Annotated in this window: 21 protein-coding genes, 1 tRNA gene and 2 pseudogenes; 8 read left to right on the plus strand and 16 right to left on the minus strand. The window is 53.7% G+C overall.

Translation table 11 applies throughout. The features are described 5' to 3' along the window. Nucleotides 1-14 precede the first annotated feature (14 nt). Nucleotides 15-1,148, minus strand: coding sequence for a hypothetical protein (locus ACFE7X_RS07805; RefSeq protein ID WP_375435115.1), 1,134 nt, complete (start codon nucleotides 1,146-1,148; stop codon nucleotides 15-17). A gap of 176 nt (nucleotides 1,149-1,324) precedes the next feature. Between ACFE7X_RS07805 and ACFE7X_RS07810 the strand changes: the two genes are divergently transcribed. Both ACFE7X_RS07810 and ACFE7X_RS07815 read left to right on the plus strand, forming a co-directional pair. Beyond that, on the plus strand, nucleotides 1,325-1,987 hold the full coding sequence (locus ACFE7X_RS07810) for an ABC transporter ATP-binding protein (protein WP_375435116.1): 663 nt from the start codon (nucleotides 1,325-1,327) through the stop codon (nucleotides 1,985-1,987). Between the two features lie 403 nt (nucleotides 1,988-2,390). Then, entirely contained in the window at nucleotides 2,391-3,200 is an 810-nt protein-coding gene (locus ACFE7X_RS07815; protein ID WP_375435117.1) for a hypothetical protein, read from the plus strand. Between the two features lie 73 nt (nucleotides 3,201-3,273). On the opposite strand, the gene ACFE7X_RS07820 is transcribed toward ACFE7X_RS07815, so the two are convergent. Then, nucleotides 3,274-3,777 carry a hypothetical protein gene (locus tag ACFE7X_RS07820; RefSeq protein ID WP_375435118.1) on the minus strand — a complete coding sequence of 168 codons (504 nt, stop codon included), beginning with the start codon at nucleotides 3,775-3,777 and terminating at the stop codon, nucleotides 3,274-3,276. A 397-nt stretch (nucleotides 3,778-4,174) separates the two neighbouring features. Between ACFE7X_RS07820 and ACFE7X_RS07825 the strand changes: the two genes are divergently transcribed. After that, the gene (locus tag ACFE7X_RS07825) at nucleotides 4,175-6,094 is read left to right on the plus strand and encodes an ATP-dependent DNA helicase RecQ (protein WP_375435119.1); all 1,920 of its coding nucleotides are present in this window, start codon (nucleotides 4,175-4,177) and stop codon (nucleotides 6,092-6,094) included. A gap of 77 nt (nucleotides 6,095-6,171) precedes the next feature. Here ACFE7X_RS07825 and ACFE7X_RS07830 read toward each other — a convergent pair whose 3' ends face one another. From ACFE7X_RS07830 to ACFE7X_RS07875, 10 genes and pseudogenes are all read right to left on the minus strand, one after another. Further along, complete coding sequence (locus ACFE7X_RS07830) at nucleotides 6,172-6,405, minus strand: hypothetical protein (RefSeq protein WP_375435120.1); 234 nt, start codon at nucleotides 6,403-6,405, stop codon at nucleotides 6,172-6,174. A gap of 93 nt (nucleotides 6,406-6,498) precedes the next feature. After that, entirely contained in the window at nucleotides 6,499-6,819 is a 321-nt protein-coding gene (locus ACFE7X_RS07835; RefSeq protein WP_375435121.1) for a putative quinol monooxygenase, read from the minus strand. Nucleotides 6,820-6,894: 75 nt separating this feature from the next. Continuing rightward, nucleotides 6,895-7,893 (minus strand): NADP-dependent oxidoreductase, encoded by a 999-nt coding sequence (locus ACFE7X_RS07840; protein ID WP_375435122.1) that lies wholly within the window; start codon nucleotides 7,891-7,893, stop codon nucleotides 6,895-6,897. A gap of 151 nt (nucleotides 7,894-8,044) precedes the next feature. Next, nucleotides 8,045-8,482: an organic hydroperoxide resistance protein gene (locus ACFE7X_RS07845; protein WP_375435123.1), complete on the minus strand. Its 438-nt coding sequence runs from the start codon at nucleotides 8,480-8,482 to the stop codon at nucleotides 8,045-8,047. A gap of 35 nt (nucleotides 8,483-8,517) precedes the next feature. Beyond that, entirely contained in the window at nucleotides 8,518-8,970 is a 453-nt protein-coding gene (locus ACFE7X_RS07850; RefSeq protein WP_375435124.1) for a MarR family winged helix-turn-helix transcriptional regulator, read from the minus strand. Nucleotides 8,971-9,164: 194 nt separating this feature from the next. Next, nucleotides 9,165-9,464 carry a rhodanese-like domain-containing protein gene (locus ACFE7X_RS07855; RefSeq protein WP_375435125.1) on the minus strand — a complete coding sequence of 100 codons (300 nt, stop codon included), beginning with the start codon at nucleotides 9,462-9,464 and terminating at the stop codon, nucleotides 9,165-9,167. 100 nt (nucleotides 9,465-9,564) lie between these two features. After that, complete coding sequence (locus tag ACFE7X_RS07860) at nucleotides 9,565-11,460, minus strand: T9SS type A sorting domain-containing protein (RefSeq protein ID WP_375435126.1); 1,896 nt, start codon at nucleotides 11,458-11,460, stop codon at nucleotides 9,565-9,567. A 240-nt stretch (nucleotides 11,461-11,700) separates the two neighbouring features. Further along, the gene (locus tag ACFE7X_RS07865; RefSeq protein WP_375435127.1) at nucleotides 11,701-12,477 is read right to left on the minus strand and encodes a PASTA domain-containing protein; all 777 of its coding nucleotides are present in this window, start codon (nucleotides 12,475-12,477) and stop codon (nucleotides 11,701-11,703) included. Between the two features lie 87 nt (nucleotides 12,478-12,564). Next, a complete protein-coding gene (locus tag ACFE7X_RS07870; protein ID WP_375435135.1) occupies nucleotides 12,565-14,412 on the minus strand; it encodes a hypothetical protein in 1,848 nt (615 codons plus the stop codon). A 467-nt stretch (nucleotides 14,413-14,879) separates the two neighbouring features. After that, nucleotides 14,880-15,306 (minus strand): annotated as a pseudogene (locus ACFE7X_RS07875) (D-alanine--D-alanine ligase); the annotation flags it as partial. 190 nt (nucleotides 15,307-15,496) lie between these two features. Here ACFE7X_RS07875 and ACFE7X_RS07880 point away from each other — a divergent pair. Next, nucleotides 15,497-16,687 carry a phosphoglycerate kinase gene (locus tag ACFE7X_RS07880; RefSeq protein WP_375435128.1) on the plus strand — a complete coding sequence of 397 codons (1,191 nt, stop codon included), beginning with the start codon at nucleotides 15,497-15,499 and terminating at the stop codon, nucleotides 16,685-16,687. Between the two features lie 88 nt (nucleotides 16,688-16,775). Here ACFE7X_RS07880 and ACFE7X_RS07885 read toward each other — a convergent pair whose 3' ends face one another. The 3 genes from ACFE7X_RS07885 to ACFE7X_RS07895 form a co-directional block, all read right to left on the minus strand. After that, the gene (locus tag ACFE7X_RS07885) at nucleotides 16,776-17,414 is read right to left on the minus strand and encodes a hypothetical protein (RefSeq protein WP_375435129.1); all 639 of its coding nucleotides are present in this window, start codon (nucleotides 17,412-17,414) and stop codon (nucleotides 16,776-16,778) included. A gap of 95 nt (nucleotides 17,415-17,509) precedes the next feature. Continuing rightward, nucleotides 17,510-18,733: a site-2 protease family protein gene (locus tag ACFE7X_RS07890; protein WP_375435130.1), complete on the minus strand. Its 1,224-nt coding sequence runs from the start codon at nucleotides 18,731-18,733 to the stop codon at nucleotides 17,510-17,512. Further along, complete coding sequence (locus ACFE7X_RS07895) at nucleotides 18,690-19,367, minus strand: HAD family hydrolase (protein ID WP_375435131.1); 678 nt, start codon at nucleotides 19,365-19,367, stop codon at nucleotides 18,690-18,692. Before ACFE7X_RS07895 ends, ACFE7X_RS07890 begins: the two co-directional genes overlap by 44 nt. 146 nt (nucleotides 19,368-19,513) lie before the next feature. Here ACFE7X_RS07895 and ACFE7X_RS07900 point away from each other — a divergent pair. From ACFE7X_RS07900 to ACFE7X_RS07915, 4 genes are all read left to right on the plus strand, one after another. Then, nucleotides 19,514-19,587 (plus strand) — tRNA-Ile (locus tag ACFE7X_RS07900). A gap of 384 nt (nucleotides 19,588-19,971) precedes the next feature. Continuing rightward, on the plus strand, nucleotides 19,972-20,649 hold the full coding sequence (locus tag ACFE7X_RS07905; RefSeq protein ID WP_375435132.1) for a response regulator transcription factor: 678 nt from the start codon (nucleotides 19,972-19,974) through the stop codon (nucleotides 20,647-20,649). A 218-nt stretch (nucleotides 20,650-20,867) separates the two neighbouring features. Then, nucleotides 20,868-22,268, plus strand: coding sequence for a sensor histidine kinase (locus tag ACFE7X_RS07910; protein ID WP_375435133.1), 1,401 nt, complete (start codon nucleotides 20,868-20,870; stop codon nucleotides 22,266-22,268). A 184-nt stretch (nucleotides 22,269-22,452) separates the two neighbouring features. Then, complete coding sequence (locus tag ACFE7X_RS07915) at nucleotides 22,453-24,063, plus strand: SulP family inorganic anion transporter (RefSeq protein ID WP_375435134.1); 1,611 nt, start codon at nucleotides 22,453-22,455, stop codon at nucleotides 24,061-24,063. A 776-nt stretch (nucleotides 24,064-24,839) separates the two neighbouring features. On the opposite strand, the pseudogene ACFE7X_RS07920 reads toward ACFE7X_RS07915, so the two are convergent. Next, nucleotides 24,840-25,996, minus strand: a pseudogene (locus ACFE7X_RS07920) (M1 family peptidase); the annotation flags it as partial.

Below are 25,996 nucleotides of genomic sequence, written 5' to 3' on the forward strand. Positions count from 1 at the left end.
CAACTACCAACCTCTTACTGGCCGTACCAGTGCGCCATCACTTGTTCGGCGGGCTTGTGCTGGGGCGTAAAATCGAGGTGGCGGTGGGCGGGGCCGTTGGGTTGCAAGCCGGGGTACCACTTCCAGATAAAGGTGCCCTGAAACCAGGGCCGCCGCCAAAAGGTCTCGAACATAGCCTCGTAGCAGGTGCGTTGCGTTTGCTCGTCTAGCTCCGTAAACACGGCCGTCCGGTCGGGCCAAGCCCACGGTTCAATGGCCGCGTCGGGCGTAGTCTTGTAGCCAACTTCCGTGAATAACACCGGCTTTTTGTAGCGCTTCTGCACGGCTTCGATACGGCGGAGCGGTTCCCTCCACGAAGCTAATAACGTAGCCTTGGTGGGCCGGGTAGTTGTGCTAAGGGGAAAGTAGGCCTGGATGCCAATGTAGTCCAAGGCATCCCAAAAGCGGATTTGCTCGAACTCTCCGCTCCAATTGGCGGCGTAGGTAAGAGGCCCGTGGTACACGCTCCGCACCTGCTTAATGAGGGCACGCCACTCAACTTCGTGGCCCACGCTGGCGTGCTGCAATTCGGTACCAATGCAGAGGGCGTCCATGCCGCTGCTTTCCGCTAGCTGGGCATAATGCAACAGGAAAACCGAATAGCTGGCAAACCAGGTTTGCCAGTCGGCGGCGGAAGTCATGTTGATGTCGCCGGGCCAGGAGCCTTTGCCGCCACGCAGCCACAAATGGGGTTTGAGCATCGTACGGATACCACGCTCTCGGGCAAGCTTTGTGGTTTGGGTAAGCCCCCGGTCGCTTTCACCCCAATGGCCACGGTTGGGCACTCCTGTATGTAAGCGCACCTCGGGGGTGGTGGCTCCTGCTTGCCAGCCAAAAGGCGTTTGAGCTATCCATGTAATGCCGCTGCGCACCAGCGGCTCTAAGTTGGAGCTGGCAGCAGAATCGGCCGCTACCCAATTAACTCCCCTTAGGCGGCCATCAGCAGGACGAGGCCCCACCAAGTTAGCAGCACTAACTGGTGATTCTATGGCAGGTACTTGCCGGGGCCAGTGCCACCACAACACGCCCAACGCCACGAGTGCCGCTAGGAGCAACAAAGGCAACCACCAAAACCGGCGCACCAAGACGAGAGAAAAAATAGCTGGCATAGCACGGGCCGAACAAGACGTTCAAGTAGCAGAAAACCAGTGGTAACGGCAAGCGTTCAGTTCGCCAATTCAACACAGGCATCCGCGAGCAGCGAATTCCACGGGAACCACGTAATCTGCGGGGCAAACCGTAGATTTGTTTTCTATCCTCTCGGCTCACTTTATCTAGTTCTGTTTTGCTGCAAGCCATCAACGTTCGAAAGAAATATAACACGCTGGAAGTCCTGAAGGGCATTGATTTGACGATTGAAAAATCGGAGATAGTATCGATTGTAGGTTCTTCGGGGGCAGGCAAAAGCACGTTGCTGCACATCCTGGGTACCCTCGACAACCCCGATTCGGGAGATGTGCTTTTCGATGGCGAATCGGTCAATTCGCTGAAACGGTCGGAGCTAGCCCGGTTTCGGAACCGGCACATCGGCTTCATCTTTCAATTTCATAATCTGCTGCCCGAGTTTACGGCCCTCGAAAATGTGTGCTTACCCGCTTACTTGGCTGGCCGCTCGGAAACTGAAACCCGCGTGCGGGCCCGCGAGCTATTGGGCATGCTCAACTTAGAGCGCCGCGCCGACCACAAGCCGAGCGAAATGAGTGGCGGCGAGCAGCAACGCACCGCCGTAGCGCGGGCCCTCATTAACTCTCCCGAAATCATCTTCGCCGACGAACCCAGTGGCAACCTCGACTCGCAGAATGCACAAGAGTTGCACCAGATCTTCTTTCTGCTCCGTAAGGAACTAGGACAAACCTTCGTCATTGTGACCCACAACGACCAGCTAGCTGAAATGGCCGACCGGAAGATTACGATGAAGGACGGACTCATTTGGGAAGGAGGCAGCTAAGCTACAACCCACTGTTTAGCTCCCTCGTACAAAAGAGAGAAACTTCTTCAGGATATCAGTACATAGCACACGACCCTGGTAATGCGTCCGTTTGACCCGGACCATGTTTTGCAACCCGCTCCCTCGTTTTCCGGAAACGAAGGGGCGGGTTTTCTTATGCTCGAATAGCCTATCTGAGCGGTGCGGAAGGCAGGAAAAAGCCGTCAGAGAGAAGGCGAAACCCAATGATTTTAACTAAAATTATTAGTTCGCTAAATAATTTTAAAATAAGCTTTGTAAGTACTTGATAGACAGTGATAAAATTTACAAAAAAATATATATCCTTTTGCACCTTTTCAGACCTTGGGGCGTTAACATAACAGATCATAATCACGGTATTACAGGACATAACAGAACAGACGCCATGAGCGAAGCAACCAAGACCATCAAAGAGCCGATTCGCAAGACCAAAGTGGAGAGCTACGACATCTCGCGCTCTGACGAGACGCTGCACTTGGCTACCGACCTGGCCAAGTTCATTAAGGAAAACAAGCTAACCACTACGGTGCAAGGCAAAGAGTTTGTAAACGTGGAAGGCTGGCAGTATGCCGGTTCACGCTTAGGCATCGTGCCTATCGTTGACCACGTCATCAACGTTTCAAACGACCAAGAGCTGAAGTACCAAGCTAAGGTGACGCTATTTGATATGCGTTCTGGGCAGACGGTAGGTGCTGGCTTCGCTATTTGCTCGAGCAAAGAGCAAGGCAAGAAGTTTTATCAAGAGTTTGCTATCATGAGCATGGCCCAGACCCGGGCTATCGGTAAGGCGTATCGCAACATCCTGGCCTGGATTATTCGGGCTGCCGGTTACGAGCCCACGCCCGCCGAGGAAATGGAATATGGTGGCAACACGCCCACTGCTGCGCAGCCTGCCATGGCCGTAGTACCTGCCGCTACTGTTTCAGCTCCTGCTGCTGAAGCTACTGCTCCTATGAAAGCGGTAGTGGCCGAGCCAGTTGCTGTAGCGGAGGCACCTGCCGCTGTTACGTATGCTTCGGCTGCGCAGAAAGAAGAAATTATCCGTCTGCTGAACCATCCGGTTATCACGCGTCAGGAGAAGACCAAGATGTTGCTTAACATCAACCGTCTGGACGATGAGCGTGCCACGCAGGCTATTGCCAAGCTCAAGAAAGCCATCGACGACCGCGAAAACGGTCAATCAGCTGCTGCTTAATTGAGTCTTTGATTATAAAACAAAAGCCTGGTTCCAATCGGAGCCAGGCTTTTGTTTTATAGCCATCTTGATATTAGCTGACATACAGGGCGTTCAGCGAGAGTGAAAAGACATAATTTTTAAGCTGTTGCTGATTTGGGCTTACCGATTTCGCTGTCGGCATCAGAGCTGGTGCCTTAAACTTTACCGAGCATAGCCAACTGTAGGCGGAGGCTATATCACTAAAGAGAGCTACTACAGGCGTTGAAATGTTGTATAGTGCCACATCGGTACAGCACTGAGTGTCGATGCTAGAAGAATATACCCAAGCCATGTGCTCAACTCCCGCTAGGTGCATGTACGGTAAGTAGTCATTGGCAAGCCATATGCCTACATCGGGCGTGATACTAGTTACGTTGGTGTTGTCGTTGAGAATACGCACGCAACTTTGACTAAGGAAACATTTCGCAATAAGCAAGCAGCTTTCCTGAACTGATTTTAGCGTGAGATCCCCAAACCAATCCAGATATAGCCATCTATTGCGGTTGTCGTAGGAAATGGATACAGTAGAGGTTTCTGATAATAATTCAAGAGACATGATAATGTAATTAAAAAAAGGTGGCAAGTAAGTGTGTGAGAGTGGTAAGAGAGCGGGTTATTTAACTTTATAGCTGTCTAGGTATGGATAAGATGACTGACAGCGTTTTTTAATGTGATAAATGTAATTATATTTATTTTGTTGGACTATCACTCAGGAAAATAATTTTATTGATAATTATACTTGGTTTATATAATCTTGGAAACAAGCCATTTGGTAGAGAAATAAAACTTTATAGAGATTGCTGCTTGATATCAAGTGCTAGCTCAAAGTTGTTATAGTTCAAATTAGGTCGGTTGTTTTAGGTAAGTTACATCGCTGAAGTCCGCCCGTCTTAGCTCTTCCGTTTCCAAGGCCTCGGCTGTACCTTCGTGGTTTCGCTAAGCTTATTACTCTCGTGACTGCGCCCACCCACGATATTCTGCAGGTATTGCACCAAACGTGGGGGCATACGGCATTTCGGCCGCTGCAAGAAGACATTATCCGGGCGGTACTCGCTGGTCAGGATGTGCTGGCCTTGTTGCCTACCGGCGGGGGCAAAAGCATCTGCTTTCAAGTTCCCGCCTTGGCACGCGACGGGATGTGCTTGGTGGTGTCGCCACTAATTGCGCTAATGAAGGACCAGGTGGAAAACCTGCGCAAGCGGGGTATCAAAGCGGAAGCGGTGTACGCAGGCATGAGCCACCAGGAAATCGACCAGACGCTGGACAACTGCGTGTACGGACCAGTGAAGTTCCTGTACGTATCGCCGGAGCGCCTGCTGACCGATATGTTTCGGGCCCGAATAACCAAGATGAAAGTGAGCTTGCTGGCTGTAGACGAGGCACACTGTCTGTCGCAGTGGGGCTACGATTTCCGGCCCCCCTACCTCCGGATTGCAGAGCTGCGCGAATTGCTGCCAGGAGTGCCTTGTGTTGCTCTTACGGCAACCGCTACCGAGCGGGTACGGCAGGAAATAATAGAAAAGCTGCAATTCCGGCCTGGCTACCAGGTGTTTCAGCAGAGCTTCGCCCGGCCCAACCTGTCGTATTCGGTGCTGGCTACAGAGGACAAGCTACGCCGCCTGCTGGAAGTGGTGCGCGGAGTGGGAGCAGGAAAAACTAGCATTGTATACACCCGTACGCGCCGCCAAACCGAAGAAACTGCCGCCTATTTGCAGCAGCACGGCCTGCGGGCGGCGGCTTATCACGCGGGCTTGCCTACCGAGCAGCGTACCCGCGTCCAGCTGGATTGGATGCAAAACAAAGTGCACTGCATTGTGGCGACCAATGCTTTTGGTATGGGCATCGACAAGCCCGATGTGCGCCTGGTTGTACACCTAGAGGCGCCCGATAACTTGGAAGCATATTACCAAGAAGCGGGTCGTGCCGGCCGCGACGAAAAATACGCCTTTGCTGTGCTCCTTGCCGGCCCCAATGATGCCGACGAGTTGCGCCGCCGCACCCAGCAGGCCCATCCACCACTCGACACGGTACGTCGCGTGTACCAGGCCTTAGCCAACTTTTCGCGCACGGCAGTAGGTGGGGGCGAATTGGTCGCTTTTGATTTCGATATTCAGCAGTTCGCGGAAACTTACCGCATTAAGGCCCTAGAGGCGCATAATAGTTTGCGCACCTTGGCCCGCGAGGGATTTGTGTTGCTGAACGAGACCGTGAACGACCCGGCCCGCGTTTACATCCCCATCGACCACACCGACCTCTACCGCTTTCAAGTAGCCAATGCGCAGCACGATCAGCTCATCAAGAGCTTGTTGCGCTTTCATGGGGGCGAGTTGTTCGCGGGCTTCCAACGGATTTCTGAAAACAGCCTTGCCCAGCACCTGAAGCTAAGCGTGGTTGACCTGCGCAAGATGCTTTTGTTTCTGCACCGCTCAGGCATCATTCAGTACCAGCCCCGTCACGACTCACCGCAGGCCCTGTTCACGACTCCGCGCTTCGATGCGGATAAGCTTCCGCTCGACCAAAAACATCTTATTCAAACCCAGGAGCTAGCTCACCAAAAGACGAAGGCTGTTATCCGGTATGCTGCCGGGGGACGTTGTCGGCAGCAGCTTCTACTTGAATATTTTGGTGAGCCGGATGCTCACGCGTGTGGGGTCTGCGACTTTTGCTTGGCTGAAAAGAAGGCGAAGCAAGAAGCGGCCCCTTCGGCGTCGCTACGCGAGCAACTTCTAGCGCTGCTCCGCACCACGCCCCAAACGCCCCGCGAAGTACTTGCCCATTTCACTCCCGGTCAAGCCACTACGGTAACCGAGCAGCTGCGGGAACTAGTCGAGCTAGGAGAGCTGCGCTATGCACCCGATGGCCGTTTGCAGTAACAGGGTTTAGTTTTCTTGTAGTACTTACAACACTAAACAGCTTCGGCAACTCACAAAGTGGGTTGCCGAAGCTGTTTTCATTGAGCCAGCGGACTGTATTCATGGCCTCCCCAACCAGATAACTGTCCTTCCGACGCAGGAGGAATCTGAGTGAAGATGTTCAACGACAATACCCAGATTCCTTCTGTGTCGGAAGAACAGTTACCTGGTTGGGTGGGAGCCTGCTTGCCTAGTTGCTTGAGTAACTCCACAGCAGCAGCTTCTGATGAAGCCGAGTTTTGCCCGGTAATCAACCGGATTTTTGCCGGCATCGCCAAGTCAATTGTGTGAGGTTACTGCCAGTAGTGTGTTTATGGGTATGCTGATTTTAAGGGAATAAAGGCTAAAAGCTAATACAGCCCACTCTATACCAGTGGGAGGTAGAAAAATACCTTGCGCTCGGTGAGCAGAGGCACAATCTGGTTGATTACAATTTCCTGGTAGTGGGTTGTTTGGCGGTGCGCTTCAAAAGCAGCTTTGTTGATATACTGCTCGTAAAGGAAAAAATGGCCCGGCTCAACCGGGTCTTGGTGGGCGGTATACTGCAAGTTGCCCGGCTCTTTCTGCTCGACAGCCGCCACAATTTTTAAGAGCAACTGCGCTACGGTTTTTTCCTGCCCGGCCTGCGCCCGCCATTCGGCTGCCACGCAGTATACATCAGCCGGATTGGCTACTTGCTTGCTCATTGAAAATGAATTTAGGCGCGCTACCGTTGCACCACGCGTTAGTGAACAAGGATTAGAGTGGTGTTTAAGGATACTTTAAACAACTTTCACAACGGCTTTGCCGGTGTTTTCGCCCTTAAACAACCCGAGGAAGGCTGTCGGAATTTGGTCGAAGCCCTCAGTGATGGTTTCCTCGAACTTGAGTTTGCCTTGGCTGTACCATTCGGTGAGCTGCTTTACGCCTTCTGGCCAGCGTTCCAAGTAGTCGGACACGATAAAGCCTTGCAACTTGCTACTGGTCTTGAGCAGCTTGCCTTCGGGGCGCGGGCCAACAGGCACTTCGGTGGCGTTGTAAGTCGAGATCTGACCACAAAGCGCAATACGAGCATGCTTGTTGAGAAGGTCGTACACGGCATCAGTAATGGTACCGCCCACATTATCAAAGTAGCAGTCGATGCCGTTGGGGGCCGCAGTGGCTAGCGCCTGGGCTATGTCGGGTGTGGTTTTGTAATTAATGGCTTCGTCGAAGCCTATTTCTTTGAGGTAAGCCACTTTTTCGTCGGAACCCGCCGTCCCGATAACGCGGGCTCCCTGGATTTTGGCTAGCTGCCCTACTACCATACCTACGGCCCCAGCGGCCCCCGATACCACCACCGTTTCACCGGCTTTGGGCTGGCAGATATCGAGTAGGCCGAAGTAGGCTGTCAGGCCGGGCATACCGAGTAACCCAAGGAAGTAGCTGATGGGCGCTTGGTCGGCAGGCACTTGGTTCACGGCCGCGCCATCGGCTACGTTGTATTCCTGCCAAGCCAAGTTGCCAACCACTACGCTGCCCACAGGTAGTTTCTCGCTCTGGCTTTCCACTACTTCTGCCACTATACCGCCCGCAATAGGTTGGTTTACCTCAAACGGGGGCACATACGATTTGGCGTCGTTCATGCGGCCGCGCATATACGGGTCCACGGAAACGTAGCGGGTTTTAAGCAACACTTGGCCGGCAGTAAGAGCAGCTACTTCGCGGGTTTCAAACCGAAATTGCTCGGCCGTTGGCTCACCTTGGGGGCGGTTGGCTAGTAGGATGGTTTGCGTCTTCATGAGTGGCGTGGGGATAAGTAAACGAAAAAGTCATCCTGAGTTGCGCGAAAAGCCTTCGTTGGGTAGGCACCTCGTCTACCTGAGAGTAGACAAGTATGCAACCTCTTCATGGCTCTGGGCAAACGCAGGATGACTTTCTGTTGGGGCCGATTTAAGCAGCGTTGGTCGTGGTCGTCAGGGTAACTTCAATGTTGCCTTTCGTAGCGCGCGAGTAAGGGCAGATGCCGTGGGCGGCTTGTACCAACTCCTCGGCCTGACTTTGCTGGAAGCCTGGGATGTTTACGTGTAGATCTGCCGAAATGCCGTAGCCGCCATCTTCTGCTTTACCAAAGCCTATCAGGGCTTCCACGGTCACGCCTTCCAGTTTCACGCTAGCTTGGCGAGCGGCCACTCCGAGCGCTCCTTCAAAACAAGAGGCGTAAGCGGCGGCAAAAAGCTGTTCTGGGTTGGTAGTGCCTGGCTTGCCGGGGCCGCCCATCTCCCTCGGCGTGCTCAAACCTAAATCGAGCACTTGGTTGTCGGAGGAAATATGGCCGTCGCGGCCACCTTTGGCTTTGGCTTGCGCCGTGAAAACTTTTTCGATTTTCATAAAAGTGAAAGAAGGGAAGTGAAAAACTCAACTGCTTAAGTTAGCTGAGCAAGTAAATGCGTGAGTTGCGTGCGCAAAGCGCTGATTTCAGTGGGTGACATGGCCAACTTGTCGAGTATCTGCGCAGGAACGCGGCAAGCCTGCGCCTGCAACGCCCGCCCCGCTGGCATCAGCCCGATAATGACCGACCGTTCATCGGCGGGGTCGCGGCGGCGGCTAACCCATAGCTTTTGCTCCATACGCTTAAGTAGAGGCGTTAACGTGCCCGAATCGAGCATTAGCTTTTCGCCTAACTCTTTTACGGTTAGCTGCTCATGCTCCCAGAGCAGCATAAATACCAAGTACTGCGGGTACGTGAGGTTGAGTGCCAGTAGGAATGGTTGATAAGCCTTAGTTAGCATCCGCGAAGCGGCATAAAGCGGAAAGCAGAGCTGGTTATCCAGTCTGAGCAGAGCAGTTTCAATTTTGGGTTCAGTAGAGGAGTTCATGCGCTTCAAACTAATAAGTTATACTGGTTGTGTAATGTTTAGTTGTGTACAACCAAAAGCACTACATAATTTGCAACTCCCTCGAAATCATTAGGAAATAATGTTTTGAAGGCCAGCTTCACGGTGCCCATAAGCAAAGGAGGGCGCTTGGCTTAGCCAAACGCCCTCCTTTGCTTGAGAAATAGAAAAGTGAGTTAGCCTTTCTGATACGCTTGGAAGCCGCCTATCAGGTTGCGCACATTGGTGAAGCCTTGTTGGGTGAGAAAGGCTTTGGCAGAGGAGGAACGCCCACCACCTTTGCAATGCACAATGATTTCCCGCTCTTTTAGATCTTCAAGCTCATCAAGCTTTTGTGGCAACGTACCAAGCGGAATATTCTGGCTGCCTTCTATGCGGGCTTCTTCATTTTCCCAGGTTTCGCGCACATCTATAATAGTAGGCTGTTCACCAGCGGCTTGACGCTGTTTTAGCTCCTCAGGAGTTATATCAGGCATTTGATTAATACTATTAGTGGAGTAGAGAAAAGGCTTATCAGCAACAAAGGTGTTGAAAACACACCAAATCTGCTACCCAACCTCTTACTTTCCGTCCCCACTATTTTGTTAGTACCAAGCGTTTGGTTACCGTAAGTTTATCATTTAGTGCAAGTTGTACTAAGTACACCCCACCTGGGAGGGCACTTAAATCTAATGTAGGCTGCCCCCGCTGAGTGGCAGGCTGCTGCCAAACTACCCGCCCCAAGGCATCCATTACCACAGCTTGGGCATAGCGCCCTTGCACTTGCACTTGCCCATCGGTGTTGGGATTGGGGAACAGGCTGTAGGTGGCTGCTACCGATGCGGGTGCCACTGCCAGAACATTGTTGTTGAGCACGGGCCGCAACATCAGCGCCCCGGCTGGATAGGCAATGCCGGTAGGCTGAGACCAGCCCGGAGTAAACTGCCAGAAGGCATCTGCCGGGACGGGCGAGTTTAGATCAAGACCAAAGGGAATGGAATTTGACACTAGTAATCCGGTTGGTCCGTGGCCATAACCGGCATAAAACCGGCCGCTCACGGGCACCGGAGTTGTAAAGGTTACCTCCAGAAAGGTTTGCCCAGCTGGTAGGGAAGCTGGAATGACCACATTCTGGCTAGCCTTGGCCGTAGCCATCGGCTGCTCATTTACCGCTGGGTCGGCATCCCAAATGTTTACTGTGATTTGGCGTCCGGCGGCTTGTGGATAAACCGGCCTAATTCGAATACTCCGGACCAGGTCCGGACGGTTCACTTCAAAGCGCAAGGCATAAAACCGATTGCCCGGCTGGTCGAAGGGCGGAATACTTAGTCGGGCTTCAGCAGTGCCGTCGTCGTAGGCGTAGTAGTCGCTAAGCTCTGTTACGCGGGAAATGGTATCATTGGGCAGGGTGAGCGGGTTCACTTCGTTGCTGATTAGTACCACCCGGTGGCGAATAGACTTGGCCTCGGGCGTATTCGGCAGCGTTACGGACGAAAGATTGCCTTCCACACGGACTTGTTGCTGGTTGCTTACCAAAGTGTTAGGCGCGGTAGTAGGAAAAGCAGCTACCGATCCGGCGGGCACTACCTGCACCGTGCCCGTGGTTAGGAGAGGAGTGGGGAAACCACTTTTGTCGAGGTTGTTGACGGTAGTGAACGTAGCCGGGTTGAGCTGGCTGGCGGGGTTGCTAGCGGCGTTGAATTGCCATACGGGCATAGCCGATCCGCGGGCCAATAAGCTGCTCAGCGGCTTGCTGATGGCTACGTCCTGGTACAAAGTATCTATCACCGTCTGGGGCGGAACGGGTTGCAAGGGTGCCAGCCGCACGTAGTCGATACTCCAATTATCTTCGTTGGTAGACACGTTGCCAATGGCCCGGAAACGAAACTGGAAGTCGCCGTGCAAGTATTGCGGCTGCGTAACGGCGATGAACTTCTGGCGAAAGGCCGTACGCTGGCCGGTGCTACGCTCGATCCATACTTGTCGCCAACTACCCGTATTGTCCTTGAACTCTAGCTGCAACGATACCTGCCGGCTGCTGCTGCTGGAATTGAGGCCGCCCCGGATATTGCCGGCTTGCCAGAAAAACCCAAAGAAGAGTTGGTCGGCAGCGGTGCGGCCACTCAAATCGATAGGCTGCGAAACCAGCGTGTCGAGGCCGCTGTAGCCACCCGCACCGTAAGCAAGGCCGTTGCCGCGCAAGCCATCAAGAGTGGCCACACCGCGCGTGGGTGGCTCGAAAGCCATCCGATTATTTACCAGTACGCCACCCGGTGGCAGCCAATTTTGCACCTTTGGTGCTCCTTCCTGCGGCGATGTGAAATCATCGAAAAAGGGCAAGCTCAGTGCCTGTTCCCGTAGAGCCATTGCTGCCTGAGCAGGTAGTTGCGCTGCCCGACCCGGATCGGTAGCAAGAGGGGCCACGTCCTGCGCGCGCGCTACCAACGACAGCAAACTCAGCAAAGAAATCAGCGAAAAGCGTAAAGGTTTCAAGCTCATTAGGCTGCAAATAGTAACGTATCCACCCTGAACGTGCCTGGGTAGAAGAATATTTCGATAAGCTCGGCCTAACAGGCTGAAAGAATTTCTTCAACAGCTTCCAAGCAGATTATGTCGTTGAGCAACCTCGTTAACGACTTCAAGGCTATTTGGATGCCTTACTAGTTTGAAGTAGGGAACAGCACAAAGGCGGCAGGAGTAGAATAACCACTCCTGCCGCCTTTGTGCTGTTCCCTACTTCAACGGCGCTTGGCCGGCTACCCAAATATCCACGAGCTGGCCCATGCGGATAGTAGCTCCGGGCGAAGCAATAGGGCGCTGCTTCACTACCGTTCCTTCGGTTTCGCCTTCCAGTGGCTCCTGGTAGAAAGTCTCGCCTAACTGTAAGCCTTGCCCTATTAGCAGCGTAGTAGCTTCGTCGGCGGGCATGTTGATGAGGTTGGGAACCGGAAATTCCTGGTTGCCTAGGCCATCGGCTACTTCTAGATCGATGCGGGAGCCTTTGGTGATGGGCGCCCCTGGGGCAATTTCTTTACCATCTACCAACTGCCGCAACACTTGGTTGGTGCGCACATCAGGTACTTTAATAAGTTTGCCTACCGTCAGGCCGTAGCTACTCAAAATCATCTGCGCGTTTTTCTCTGACCCTTCCGTGAGCTTCGGCATTTTTATAACCGGCGGGTTTCGCATGGCCACCGTAATGTAGATTTTACGGTCTTCCTTCACCCGCTCACCCGGTAGGGGGTCTTGCTGGAGAACTTGGAAGGGTGGTACACGGGGGTTGTAGCTGGAATCGTCTACGAAGTAGCGCAGGTTCCGCTCGCTGAGGTAGTCGTCGAGGGCCGCCTGGCTCATGCCCGTGATTTTGGGCACTACAATCGTTTCACCATGATTGGTGGTGAGAGGCAGATACACGAAGAAAAAGCCGAACACCAACGCTGCTGTGGCCAGGCCCATCACCACTATGTGTTTGACAAGGTCGAGCGGGGTATCAGATTTAAGAAAGGACATCTTGATGGAAGGAACTAGAAATTGGAAGCTGAAAATCGGTAGTGAATAGGGGTAAGCAGTTGAAGCTGAACCAGAAGAAGTGGTCTTCTAACTTTTGATGCTTAGCTTCTCGCTGCGCTCTTTCCCAAACTCCAGAATCTGGTCGATGAACTGGTAAGGCGTATACCCAGCCAGCGCGGTTTGGTGGAAGATGCAGGTGGCGGGGGTCATTCCAGGTAACGAATTCACCTCGATGATAAGTACTTCTACGGCCCCATTTTGCCGCACCCGTACAAACGCATCAATGCGCGCATAGCCCTGGATGTCAAGCACCTCCGCTACCCGGCGCAGTTCGGCTTTCACTTCCTCGGAAACACGTTGCCGCTCCACCGGATCGGGCGCGTAGCGGGCCGGAGTGATGTTCTGGCCTTCACCGGCCAGAAACTTCTCTTCCAAGCTCAGCACCTCGCCCGTTGCCAGTGCTTCGGAAGCTTCAAACACCTCAATTTCCAATTCGCCGTTTTCGCCCCAATGCGTAAGCAAACCGCCCGTCACTTCAAGGAAGTGCGCGGCCCCGTCGCGCGCTATCAAGGTTTCCACCAGGAAGGCCTCCTTCTGCGGGAATTCTTCCTTGAAACCGAGTTGCAGCACGCGGGCGTCAGCGGGCATCAGGTCTTCTTGGTCGCGGAAGATGAGGCGACTAAAGGCCGCTAGCTCCGCCCGGTTCTTGATTTTTTTAACGGCTGAAGAGCAACCATCGTCGGCGGGCTTGGCAATGAAGGGGTAAGCAAACTGCTCTTCCAAACTCTGGTAGAACACCTCCGGGTCGGCTGTCCATTCCAGGCGGCTAGCCATACGGTGCTCGGCCACGCGCAAACCGGCTTCGCGCAGTTTGCGGTTGGTTTCAAACTTGTTGATGGTGATGCTGCTGCTTTCAGCGCCCGAGCCATTATAAGGCAAGCCGTACTGCTCTAGTTCGCGCTGCAACGCGCCATCTTCGCCGGGCCGGCCGTGCAGGGCAATAAATACCTCGCTCACTGTGTCGGCCAATTCCGGGAAAGTGATGCGGCGCGGCTGCTCCACAGGCTGCCCGGCATAGGTGCTGGTAATGGCCTCGGCTTCGTGGCGGATGCGGGTGAGAATGGGGTGCGTAGCGTGGCCGGCTTCCGCTAGTTCTATCTTCTCCCGAATGTCGTCGGCATTGTCCTTGAGCATTACGCTGATAGGCAGCACATAGAGGCGGAACTCCTGGCTGTTGCCCGTCAGGAATACCGGCACCGGCTCATACTTCACCGACGAGCTTAGCTTCTCGTAGATGTTGCGCCCACTCTCCACCGAAATGTGCCGCTCCGACGAGTAGCCGCCCATAATAACGGCCACCTTAGTGCGCGTGCGTTCCTGTTGCTGCCGCGAAGCTACGGCCATATCCAGCTGGTTTAGCAAGCTGGCCAGCCGCACTGGCTGCATCCCGCCGCGCCGCCGCGCCGCTAGCGAAGTGCGAATCAAGAACGTGAGAAACTGTGATGGATTCAGTCCGATTTCCGCCGCCTGATGGAAAAAGAACGAGGCGGGCAACATGCCCGACGTGGTGTTCGGGTCGTTGAGGAAAAGCGTACCATCAGCCTGAATGAACCCATCTAAACGAGCATACACCTGGAAGCCGAAGGTTTCGAACATTTCCTCGCAGGCCTCCCGGATGCGCTGGATGTCTGCCTCCGGCAGGTCGATAGGAGTGATTTTGCGCGACAGACCGGGGAGGTATTTCGAGCGGTAGTCAAACATCTCCTCACCCTTCACAATTTCAGTAGGTGGCAGGGCCAAGGGCTTGCCATCGGCATCTTCTACCACGATGCACGAGAATTCGCGGCCATTCACGAAGCTCTCCACCAGCACTTGCGCCTCGCCGTCTACATTAGTTAGCCGCACCGCTTCAGTGGTTACAAAATGCTTGTCCATAGCATTCAGTAACGCTTCAGGATGATAAATAATAGCCGAGGCTTGAGGCACCTCAATGGTAGGTGCTACAGCTTCTGCGCCACTAACTTCCACCAGTACGGGCAGGCCAATGCCTTCGCGAATATCCACGAGTTGCTGCACCCATTGAAGCTTGTCCCGCTCAGTCAGCTTCTGCCACTCGGCGCGGGTAACGGTTTTGCGGAATAAGCTGCGCTCTACGGCCGCGGCAAACTTGGTGGCATCGGCTTCGCGCAAGATGCTGACGCCAATGCTGGAGCCTTGGCGCGGCGCCTTGAAAACCAGCGGCAAACCTAGCTCGCGCACCAAGTAGTCGAGCGTAGCAGCCGGATCAGCGGCATCCCATTCTTCCACAGCTATGACGCGGAAGTTAGGCGTGGGCCGGTCGAGAGCTTTGAGCAGCTTCTTTTGGGCCACTTTGTTGATGCCGAATGCTGAAGGCAAAATGCCGGAGCCCGAGTACGGAATGCCGTACCATTCTAGCAGCCCCTGAATGGCACCATCCTCGCCGCCTGGTCCATGCAAAGCCAGGAATGCGAAGTCCATTAATTCGCGCAGCTCCTGTGGTTGCACGCGCCGGCCCACTTTCCCAATGATGCGGTCTTGCTCGTCCTGCGTCAGCTCTCCCAAGCTTTCCAGGTATACCTGGACCGGCAGGGTGGAAGGCGGCAGGGCTGAAACCGGCGGATAAAAGTCGCGGATGGTACCCTTGTAGATGTAGTGCCAGTCGAGCAGAATAAAGTTGCCCCGGCTGTCTACAAACACGGGAATGGCCTCGAACAAGGACTTGTCGAGGTTATCGTATACGGTGCGGCCGCCCGCGAAGGAAATTTCCCGCTCGCGCGACGGTCCGCCGAAGAAGATGCCAATTTTCATAGATAACGCAAAGGTAAGGGGAATCTAGAACGGAGTGGTATCCCGGAGGGCCACGCTAGGGTCCTGTGAATAACTGAGGCAACATTTTGCCTGTGTAAAAGAATCGGGCATCGCGCGGACTACTGACGGCTGATTCGTGCTACTTGCTACATTCGTGCCGTACAAGGCTCATTCATCATCCCATTTTCATATGAAAACCCTCGACCAGTACAGCTTCAGCGGCAAGCGCGCCGTGGTACGCGTGGACTTCAACGTGCCGCTTGACAAGGAGTTCAACATCACCGACGACACCCGCATTCGGGCAGCTACGCCCACTATCCAGAAGATTTTAGCTGATGGCGGCTCGGTGGTACTGCTTTCGCACCTTGGCCGGCCCAAAGGAGGCCCCGAAAACAAGTATTCGCTCCAGCATATCGTAGCGCGCTTAACTCAGGAGTACGGCAAGGAAGTGCAGTTTGCGGATGATGCGCTGAAGGCCGAAGAAAAAGCTAACGCCCTGCAACCCGGCCAGGTGCTGCTCGTCGAAAACGTGCGTTTCTACCCGGAAGAAGAGAAAGGCGACGAAAAATTTGCCACGCAGCTAGCCAAACTCGGCGAGGTGTACGTGAACGATGCTTTCGGAGCAGCTCACCGCAAACATGCTTCCACGGCTGTTATGGCCGCTCAATTCGCGCCCGAGGATCGGGTAGCGGGCTACTTGCTTCAGTCGGAACTCGACAACGCCCAAAAGGTGCTCGAACACGCCGAACGGCCGTTCACGGCTATTATGGGCGGCGCCAAGATTTCCGACAAGATACAACTCATTGAAAAGCTACTCGATAAGGTTGACAACTTGCTTATCGGTGGTGGCATGGCCTACACGTTTGCCAAAGCGCAAGGCGGCAGCATTGGCAGCTCCCTGCTCGAAGCCGACAAAATGGATTTGGCCTTACGCCTGATTCAGCAGGCCAAAGACAAAGGCGTAAACCTGGTTTTGCCCACCGACAGCATCATTGCCGACAAGTTCGCCAACGACGCCAACACCGCCGAAGCCAGCAACCAAAGCATCCCCGACGGCTGGCTCGGGCTGGACCTCGGACCTGAGTCGCAAAAAGCATTTGCCGATATCGTGCGTCAGTCGAAAACCATCCTGTGGAACGGCCCGATGGGCGTATTTGAAATGAGCAACTTCGCGGCTGGCACTTCCACCGTGGCCCAGGCTATTGCCGAAGCCACCGAAGCGGGCGCCTTCAGCCTCATCGGCGGCGGCGACTCGGCCGCGGCTGTCAACCAGCTTGGCTTTTCCGATAAAGTGTCCTACATCTCTACCGGCGGCGGGGCCTTGCTCGAATACATGGAAGGCAAAGAACTGCCCGGCGTAGCTGCTCTGGAAGGACGATAAACTGATTGATTAACAAAAAGGAGAGGTGACTATTCGGTTTGCGCATATCGTGCAAACCGAATAGTCACCTCTCCTTTTTGTTAATCAATCAGTTTACGTAAGGCGTTTCTAGCACTTGGCCCATACTGCGCAAGGGCGGCATGTCGAGGCGGCCGGTGAGGCGGGTCGTTAATATTCGGGTTTCGTTTTCGCTCAACACATCGAGGGTGCGTAGCCAGCGCAGCCGGTGCAATTGCGTTTCAATAATGCCTAGCGGATTCACGTTGGCATATTCTTCACGCAGGTAGGCTTTCGTACGCTGCTCTAGCGCCCTCGCAAATTTATCGACAGAAGCCCGCTCAGAAGGGCGGTCGGCCAGGGTGATGTTGGCGCGGGCCGTGCCGAGCGTGACGTGCTGCCACCAATTGCGTTGCGCATATAAGCCTCCCGCAATCAGCAAACCACCTACTACAAACAGCCCTACCCAAGTGGTATCGGAAAGGGGCCCGTTGGTGGGAATAAGGCGTTGAAGCAAGTTGATGGAAAGCCAGAGAATGGTTAAAGGCAGCCAGGTAAGCTGTGGCGTTGTTCGGCGGCGGGTTACGCGCACGGGCAGCACTTCTTCGTAGGGCATTTCAAATTCCACTACAGGGCGACCGTCGCGGTTGCGCTGGCAGACGTAAAGGCCGTTTGGGCGCAAGGCAAGCTGCGTGGTGCCGGCCAGCAGCCGGCGCTGTTCTAAGAGCATCAAGGAAATTTTAAAACCAAGGAAGGCTGTGTGCCCAGAACTATAGATAGACCGTTTCGCAGTGCTTGAAGAGCCGCTTGCGCAGAAAGCAGCGCTTACCGGAACGGACTAGGCGTAAAGCACAACACAAAAATAGCTAGCATCAGCCAGCCCAACACCTTCCGACCGGGGCTAAGTGGAGATTCGTCTGGAGCGGGTGGGTGGTAGATGCCGGTGAGGCGACCCAGCATCAGCCCAAACACCAGCCACCCTGGATTCCCGATAATTCCCGGAAAAGCCACGGTAACAGCTAGTTGGGCAGCCCATACACCCAAGCCAAGCAGAATTGCCCGGCGTGGCGTGGGCAAAGCTCGCCGAAACACCAGAAAAAGATAAACTAAGTAGGGCAGCCCCCAATAAAGCCAGGTTTCCGAAGAAGTTCGCAGAGTGAACAGCCCCAACCCAGCGTAGAAGATAAATGCTATAAATAGCCCCCCCGACAACCGATTAAACCGCTGAAAGCCAAGTAGCCCGTAGAGAATATGCCCCCCGTCGAGCTGGCCAATGGGCAGCAGATTAAGAGCCGTGAAAAACAGCGCCAGCACCCCCGCCAAGAGGACTGGATAGTGCATCAGCTCATTGGGATGAGGAATAAGCGCCGGATCAGCAAATAAATATTCCAGCCCTTGGTACAGCAACGGCTTTGCCAGTGTCATTCCTTGGCTGCCTTGATAGACGTACCGGGCGTAGTCGGCACCGTAAGGGCGGTACTCCGGATGGATTTTAAACAGGTACTCCAGCGACGGCAGGTGCGTGAAACCGTAAATCAAAACGGGCACCGCCACCAGAAAGCCCGCCAACGGCCCCGCCAGCCCAACATCAAAAAATTCGCGGCGCGAGAAAATCCGATCCTTTATTCGAATAACGGCCCCAAACGTGCCGATGCCGAGTATGAATGGGATATAATATGGCAGCGTCACTCGAATTTGGTTGTAGCGGGCCGTGAAATAATGCCCAAACTCGTGCACCGTCAAAACCCCCAGAAATGGCAGCGAAAACCATAAACCGCGGCTGAGCTCCGTCCATAGTTGGTCGGTAGGCAAGAGAAATATTTCTATCGGCAGGAAGTTGATGCCTCCCCGCGTGAGCTCCAAGCCCGCTAGCGTAGTTGTGACCAGCGTGACAACGAACAGCAGCAGGTGCAGCAGGGCCGTACGCCAACGGGGCGGTGTCGGCCGCTCATAACGCACAAAGGCGGCCTGCGCCTCTTCAGTGGTGAAGGCGGGAGCCGAAGCATCAGGAAAGGGGAGGGGCAGTGGCGTATTCTCGGGGGAAGGCACGGATGGCAGCAGGCAGAGCGTCGATGAGGGTATGAGGCGGACACAGAAACAACGTGCGCAACCCCAGGCGGCGAGCTGTTTCAATATGTTGAAAACTGTCTTCAATGAAAAGAGTTTCTTCGGCCTTCCAGTTCATCTCGCGCAGGGCGTGCTCGAATATTTCCTTGCCCGGTTTGCGCAAGCCCACCTCCTGTGAGTAAAACACCCGGTCTAGCGCGTCGGCAATACCGTGCTCGAAGCCGTACTGCGTCCGTAAGACTTTATTGATAGTGGAAATGTGAATTTGATTGGTGTTGGAAAGCAGCGCCGTTTCATGGCCCTGGGCGCGCAATTCGGCAATGAGCGTTAGCCGTTCGGCTGGTACATCAAGTAACATAGCATTCCAGGCCAGGTCTAGTTCCTCGTCGGTGGCCGTTAGGTTGTAGTGCGTGCGCAGCCCTTGCCGAAACTCCTGGGGCGTCAAACGCCCTGTTTCCATATGGTCGAAAATTTCTCCTTGAGCCGCTTGAGTAAAAGCAATAGTAGCACCGTGCTCGTGCAGGCGGCGCATGGCTTCCAAGGTGCGTTGATAGTCGATGTTGATGATAACTCCTCCAAAATCGAAGAGCAGGTTGGGCAGCTTTTGGGTTGGCATAATGAGGCAGTAGCGAAAGAAAAGAACAGCACGTGAAACCAAAACAGGCGTTCTGTAGCTCAAATATTGCCGCCGCAATTGCAAACTTCATTGTAAAAGGCGAAGTTTGCGCAGCCGAAACCATTAACACTAGTGTCTTTCGCGCCGGGCCTATAGCTCAATCGGTTAGAGCAGCTGACTCATAATCAGCAGGTCACTGGTTCGATTCCAGTTGGGCCCACAAACAAGCCTCTCAAATACTTGTAGAACAAGGTATTTGAGAGGCTTGTTGTTTCTTGCGGAGCTTTGGCGAGACACTAAGTAGCCATACTGTGATGTTGCTTTTTAAGCATTCGTGCAACTTCCGTCGTTCTGTAGGAAGCAGACGCAGAGCGTATTACTTGATAAGTAAAAGCTGGCAGGATAAAAATGCGTGTGGTGATATAAGGTAGTCACTCTGTGAAATTTATCGGTGCGAGTTGTCACCTATTGCTTGCAAGCACCACCCCACCGTTGAAAGTGCGAAAGAGAGAGCAGAAGCGTTTCATGGTCCATAAGCGAAATGAATCCCTGTATCTTCGGCCAATTCGAATTCGTTCTGCATACCGCACCTAGTTTCTCCCACATGAAAATATTGTTGGTGGAAGACGAGCCCAAAGTGGCGTCGTTTTTACATAAGGGCCTTACCGAGCAGCAGCATTCCGTTGAGGTAGCAACGGACGGACCTACTGGCCTACGAATGGCTCTGGCGGGCTCTCACGACCTTATCATTCTTGATAATTTGCTGCCGGGCCTTAGCGGGCTTGATGTATGCCGCCAAGTACGGGCCCTAAATTCTGCCGTACCCATTTTGATGCTAACCGCTCTGGGCGAAACAGACGATAAAATCCGGGGGCTTGATGCCGGCGCCGACGATTATTTGGTGAAGCCTTTTGCTTTTCAGGAATTGCTGGCGCGGGTGCGCGCCTTGGTGCGTCGCCGTCCCGAACCCAATTCGTCGGCGGCTATTCTGCACCTGGCTGACCTTACGCTCGACCCGGGCAGCAAACGGGTGCAGCGCGCTGGCCAGCCTATTCAACTCACGGCTCGCGAATTTTCTTTGTTGGAATACCTGCTTCGTCACAAAGGCCGAGTCATTTCGAGGGTCGATATTCTAGAGCACGTATGGGAAACCAGCTTCGACACGGGCTCCAATGTAATTGATGTGTATATCAATTTCCTGCGTAAGAAAATCGACAAAGACTTCACTCCCAAGCTGATTCATACGTTGGTAGGCATGGGCTATGTGATGAAGGAAGAGTAAGCTGATGTGTTGATTGAGGATGTGCTAGTTGTTGATGGTTGGTTGATGGAATGATGTGCATGCTTGCAGATAAGCGGCCCTCACACAGCAGCAGATTCTGAAATGAAGGCTGGATTTCGAGCGTTGAATCATTCTTCAATCAACAGTGCAAGCACCAATGCATTACCTTTTCAACTTATTGATCAGCAAATAGCTACGTCAATAATGAGTACGCCAAAATGAGTATACGTCTGCGCTTGGCTTTGCAGTTTGCTGCCATCTTGGCCGTTACGCTGCTGCTGTTTTCCGTGGTGATTTATTATTTCACCTATCAAGCGCGGCAGGAATCGTTCACGCAAAGCCTGTTTGCGCGGGCTCGGATTGTGGCGCACGTGTACCTAGATGGCACTAACCGGGCCGACGAAGCCAGCCGAATCTCGTATCGGCGCTACCTGCGCCAGTTCTACCGCACCTTACCCGAAGAGGAGGTACGGGTGTACAATGCTGACAACCGGGTGGTATTTCGGGAAGGACAACTCACGGAAGTGCCCGTTCCCGTTAGCCTGCTCATGGCGGTGCGCCAAACGGGTAAGCAGGTGCAAGTGCGCCACAACTTCCACCAGACCGTAGGATTATTGTACCGCGATGCTCGCCGCGGCGATTTTGTGGTGGTGGCTTCTTCGGTGGACCTTGACACCCGGGACAGGCAGTTGGGCCTGCGTAACATCTTGATTGGAGGGCTGCTAGCATCCTTGATTATTGTGGGCATAGGAGGGTGGTTTTTCGCTGGCCAAGCCCTGAGTCCCATGCAGAAAGTGGTGCGCGAAGTAGACAGCATCACCGCTTCTGATTTGCACCGGCGCCTCTCACAAGCCGATGGCTACGATGAAATAGCGCACTTAGCGCAACGCTTCAATCAACTGCTCGACCGCCTCGAAGTAGCCTTTGCTGGTCAGCGCACCTTTGTGCGCGACGCTTCCCACGAGTTACGAACGCCGCTCACGGTGCTCATTGGCGAGCTAGAAGTGGCCTTGCTGCAACAAGAACGCAGCTCTCAAGAATACCGCCGGGTGCTGCAAAGCACACTTGATGCGGCGCGTTTGCTCAAAGACCTTACCAACGGGTTGCTTCAAATTGCCCGCGCCTCCGACGATCCTTCGCAGGTACCGTTAACTACAATCAGGCTGGATGAGCTGCTGCTGCAAGCCCACGAGGAAGTGCAGCGTCGCCATCCTACCTGCCGCGTCGACTTGGAGTTTGGCGATGTGCCGGCCCGAGTACGGCAGCCATTTGCGGTGCGCGGCAACGAAGCCTTACTGTTGTCGGCCCTGCTCAATGTGATGGAAAATGCCTGCAAATTTTCGGCGGGCTCCGAGGAGCCGGTGCTAGCTGTTCTTTCCACAACAGCCGCCTATGTGGTACTGGAAGTGCGCGACCACGGCGTGGGCATGAGTGAGGCCGACCGTCAGCAGGTATTCGTGCCTTTCTTTCGGGCCGAAACGATGCGAGCAATACCAGGGCATGGTATTGGGCTGCCACTCACCGCTAAAATTATGTCGTTGCACGGCGGGGCAGTGCGGGTGGAAAGCCAGTTGCACCACGGCACACAAGTATGGTTAGAATGGCCCGCGCTCGGATAAAGATGGTTTCTACCAAATTCAGCCTTAAGCTCAACAAGGGAAGCAGTGGTGATTTTATTGCGAATTAATTTGGTTTTAACTCTTTTTTAACTGTGTCTTAATTGCTGCCCCGTAGACTTGTGAACAATTCCAGTGTAGCCAGGCTCTATTTGAGTTGGTGGCCTGGTTCCTCACTTGTCTTCATATGCTTAATACAGTTAAAGCTCCCTCTCAAACGGCAGCTTCAACCTCGTTACCTGTTAAGGCCAGCTACCTGAGCAACCTCAGCAAGGATATTCCGGCTGGGTTGGTCGTTTTTCTGGTGGCCCTGCCACTCTGCCTAGGCATTTCGCTGGCCTCTGGCGCTCCCTTGCTGTCGGGTATTATTACGGGTATTGTGGGCGGGGTGCTGGTGTCTTGGCTGAGCGGTTCGCAGCTCAGCGTTAGTGGCCCTGCTGCCGGTCTTACGGCTATTATTCTGGTCGCTCTTCAAACGCTCGGGTCGTTTCAGGCAGTACTAGCGGCTACGGTAATAGCGGGAGCACTACAGATACTAATGGGCCTTGTCCGGGCCGGAATTATCGGACTCTATTTCCCTACCTCGGTTATTCGGGGGATGTTGGCCGCCATAGGTATTATTCTCATTCTCAAGCAGATACCGCACTTGCTTGGCGCAGACACCGATTACTTCGAGGACATGACCTTCCTGCAATTCGATGGGCAGAACACGTTCTCGGCACTCGGTGGTGCGCTGCGTTCCTTTGGCTGGGGCTCCGCCCTGATTGGGATGTTGTCGTTGGGCGTGCTGCTGCTTTGGGAAAACGTGTTAAGCAAGCGCTTTGCTGTTTTGCGTATGGTACCGGCGGCACTGGTCGTAGTTGTGCTTTCCATTGTCCTTAGCTCAGTGCTCGATATAGCACTACCCGTGTTGCGTGTTCGTCCCGAGCACTTGGTGCAATTGCCTATTGTATCGTCGTGGAGCGACTTGCTGAACATCTTCACGATGCCAGACTGGTCGGCTTTTGGCCGTTCGACTACCTACACAGTGGCTTTCACTATTGCTATTGTAGCTTCCTTAGAAAGCCTACTCAGCGTGGAAGCCGTGGACAAGCTTGACCCCCACAAGCGTGCTACGCCTACCAACCGTGAATTGATGGCACAGGGCGCTGGAAATATGATTAGCGGTATGCTAGGTGGTTTACCTATGACTGCTGTTATCGTGCGTAGCTCGGCTAACATTAACGCGGGTGGTCAAACCAAGGTATCAGCTTTTTTCCATGGCTTGCTGTTATTAGTCAGCTTGCTTTTCCTGGAAACTATTCTCAATAAAATTCCGCTTTCGGCACTAGCGGCGGTATTGCTGCTGGTAGGTTATAAGCTCACCAAGCCAGCGCTTTACAAAATGCAATGGAAATTGGGTTGGCAGCAGTTCTTGCCTTTCATCGTGACCATACTGGCTGTTGTGTTCACTGATCTATTAAAAGGGGTTACTATTGGCTTGGTGGTGGGCATATTCTACATCCTTAAGACTCACTACGAGTCGGCCTACTTTCTGCACGCTACCCCCGAGTTGCAAGGCACCGGAATTTATCATCTCAAGCTGAGTGAGCACGTCTCATTTCTGAACAAGGCTAGTATTGTTCGGATTCTAGAGCAGTTTCCGGCCGGTACCCACATTGTCATCGATGGTACTGAATCACAGATGATTGACTATGATGTGCTGGAAGCAATTGCCAACTTCCGTCAAACAGCCATCGAGCGCAACATCAACCTAGAACTGCGCGGTATTGCGTTGGTCGAAACAATAGGCCATTAAAACCAAGTGAGTCCAACTGCTACAAGCCCGGTTGTTTACCTCGTTTAGCTTTTTGGTGGGGAAGTGGGGCAGCCGCTAGCTTATAAGTGCAAACCGAAGCTTACCTCCCCACAAAAACACATCACATTTACGCTTCACCTTAATGAGTATCAACCAAATTCTGGAAAACAACCGTCAGTGGGTGGCAGATACAATGGCTATCACACATCTATGTTACTAAAGCTATGGATCATGCTGATAGTCGACGAAGTGTACGGCATTCAATCGTCAGCAGGTGAAAATTTTCCAAAGAATGACAAGGCTGACAGCAACAAAAAGGCTCACGTGACAACCGAAAAAAAACAGAATTTAATGCATAAGGCAAGTTAGCATTAACCGTCTTGCCATTTAGGCAAGTTTATTTAGTTAAGTGTGGTTAGAACCGCCGTGGCCTTTGGCTGCGGCGGTTTTGCTTTTAGGTAGGACCACACAAGTTGAAAAGCAAGTAAGCAGGCTCTCAATAACTAACTGCAAATAACTGGCGGCGTATTGCCCTAGCGTAATCTGTTATGCGAGCAACTTATTCTAAGCTTGTTATTCTAAGCTTCAGAAAATCACTAAAGTCTACCGCTACATAAGTTAGGTTACACACCGCCAGCGAAATCATGCTAACGCTGACAGAGTAGAAAGGTGCAGAGTGCTAGAGGTGTACATAAAAGCCCCTTGTGCAAGATGCACAAGGGGCTTTTATGACAGCCATCCTGCTGAACGAAGACGAAGCAGTATGCTAAACGTGCTTATTTTGCTTGTTCGATTTCAGCTACAGCCTTGTCGATAATAGGCTGCTGTATACTCGCGGCCGCACTGGGTTTGTCCTTGGTGATGCTTTGCAGAAGACCAATCATCGGCTTGTCGGCGCCGCGCGACTTGTATTGGATGGCAATGGCTTTGATCCGGTCGACGCCTTCGGTGAAAGCAGCGGGGTCTTGGAGGCGGGGCAGCATGGTGGCAATATCTTCGAGCATGCCGAATTTGCCTTGCGGACCAGCGGCGTCGTATTTGTTGCGGATGTAGGCCCACTCGGTAGTGCCGCCAGCGGTAGCGTACACGGCCGTTACGGCTTGCGCCAACGCATCATGCTCGTCGGCTTCAAACGCCTTGGCTTTAACTAACGCCTGCGACGCGTCGGTGAGGGCCAGCGCTTGAAGAGCAGCACCTTGCACAGCGTAAGACTTGCTGTCGGAGAGCTGCTTGGCAAACAGCTTCGCGTCTTTCTTGTCCTTGAGCTTGGCCAGCGTAATCAGCGCGTTGGCTAGCACCGACGTTTCTTTCTCGCTGTTGATGAGCTTGCGAATAGCCGGCGCGGCGGCTTTGGCTACAGCTTTGTCGTCGAGTTCGAGGCGTTCCAGCGAAAGGGAGCGAAGGTTGGCAAACTTGTCGCGCAGGCCACTCAGGAGCAGCGTGCGGGCCGCCGCATTGGTTTTCTGCTCTTTGGCGGCGGCCAGCAATGCCTCGCGACGGTCGAGGTAGAGGGGTGCGTGGTTGTACTGGTAGATGTAATCAGCCAGGGGCTTGGTTTCGGTGGGCTGCCAAACCAGCGTCTTCTCGGCGTCCACGTTCACCAAGTCGGGCTTGCTATCCAAGGGCATGAGGAAGGTTTGGGTGGCCTCGGTCATGGTTACGCGCTGGCGTTGGGGCTTGCCTTTCACGTAGTAATCAATGGCGAAAGGCAATCGGAATACTTCGCCGGGCTGGGTCTGCTTCACGGTTACGGCCTGCACTTTTTTGGCGGCATCCCACGCGTACTCAATCGTGACGACGGGGTGGCCGGCGCGGAAATACCACTGATTGTAAAACCAGTTCAGGTCCTGGCCCGAAACGGCTTCCATGGCGAGGCGCATCTGATGGGCTTCGCCGTTGCCGAGAGCGTTGTCTTTGAGGTACTTCTGAAGAC

The sequence above is a fragment of the uncultured Hymenobacter sp. genome, from assembly GCF_964242765.1.
Classification (GTDB): domain Bacteria; phylum Bacteroidota; class Bacteroidia; order Cytophagales; family Hymenobacteraceae; genus Hymenobacter.

Coding starts and splice junctions, on each gene's coding strand:
- ACFE7X_RS07850 (WP_375435124.1), bottom strand. CDS start 8,970: ATGAACTCCTCTACTGAACCCAAAATTGAAACTGCTCTGCTCAGACTG.
- ACFE7X_RS07895 (WP_375435131.1), bottom strand. CDS start 19,367: ATGCCAACCCAAAAGCTGCCCAACCTGCTCTTCGATTTTGGAGGAGTT.
- ACFE7X_RS07835 (WP_375435121.1), bottom strand. CDS start 6,819: ATGAGCAAGCAAGTAGCCAATCCGGCTGATGTATACTGCGTGGCAGCC.
- ACFE7X_RS07820 (WP_375435118.1), bottom strand. CDS start 3,777: ATGTCTCTTGAATTATTATCAGAAACCTCTACTGTATCCATTTCCTAC.
- ACFE7X_RS07830 (WP_375435120.1), bottom strand. CDS start 6,405: ATGCCGGCAAAAATCCGGTTGATTACCGGGCAAAACTCGGCTTCATCA.
- ACFE7X_RS07910 (WP_375435133.1), top strand. CDS start 20,868: ATGAGTATACGTCTGCGCTTGGCTTTGCAGTTTGCTGCCATCTTGGCC.
- ACFE7X_RS07880 (WP_375435128.1), top strand. CDS start 15,497: ATGAAAACCCTCGACCAGTACAGCTTCAGCGGCAAGCGCGCCGTGGTA.
- ACFE7X_RS07915 (WP_375435134.1), top strand. CDS start 22,453: ATGCTTAATACAGTTAAAGCTCCCTCTCAAACGGCAGCTTCAACCTCG.
- ACFE7X_RS07855 (WP_375435125.1), bottom strand. CDS start 9,464: ATGCCTGATATAACTCCTGAGGAGCTAAAACAGCGTCAAGCCGCTGGT.
- ACFE7X_RS07885 (WP_375435129.1), bottom strand. CDS start 17,414: ATGCTCTTAGAACAGCGCCGGCTGCTGGCCGGCACCACGCAGCTTGCC.
- ACFE7X_RS07865 (WP_375435127.1), bottom strand. CDS start 12,477: ATGTCCTTTCTTAAATCTGATACCCCGCTCGACCTTGTCAAACACATA.
- ACFE7X_RS07870 (WP_375435135.1), bottom strand. CDS start 14,412: ATGGACAAGCATTTTGTAACCACTGAAGCGGTGCGGCTAACTAATGTA.
- ACFE7X_RS07840 (WP_375435122.1), bottom strand. CDS start 7,893: ATGAAGACGCAAACCATCCTACTAGCCAACCGCCCCCAAGGTGAGCCA.
- ACFE7X_RS07805 (WP_375435115.1), bottom strand. CDS start 1,148: ATGCCAGCTATTTTTTCTCTCGTCTTGGTGCGCCGGTTTTGGTGGTTG.
- ACFE7X_RS07905 (WP_375435132.1), top strand. CDS start 19,972: ATGAAAATATTGTTGGTGGAAGACGAGCCCAAAGTGGCGTCGTTTTTA.
- ACFE7X_RS07845 (WP_375435123.1), bottom strand. CDS start 8,482: ATGAAAATCGAAAAAGTTTTCACGGCGCAAGCCAAAGCCAAAGGTGGC.
- ACFE7X_RS07815 (WP_375435117.1), top strand. CDS start 2,391: ATGAGCGAAGCAACCAAGACCATCAAAGAGCCGATTCGCAAGACCAAA.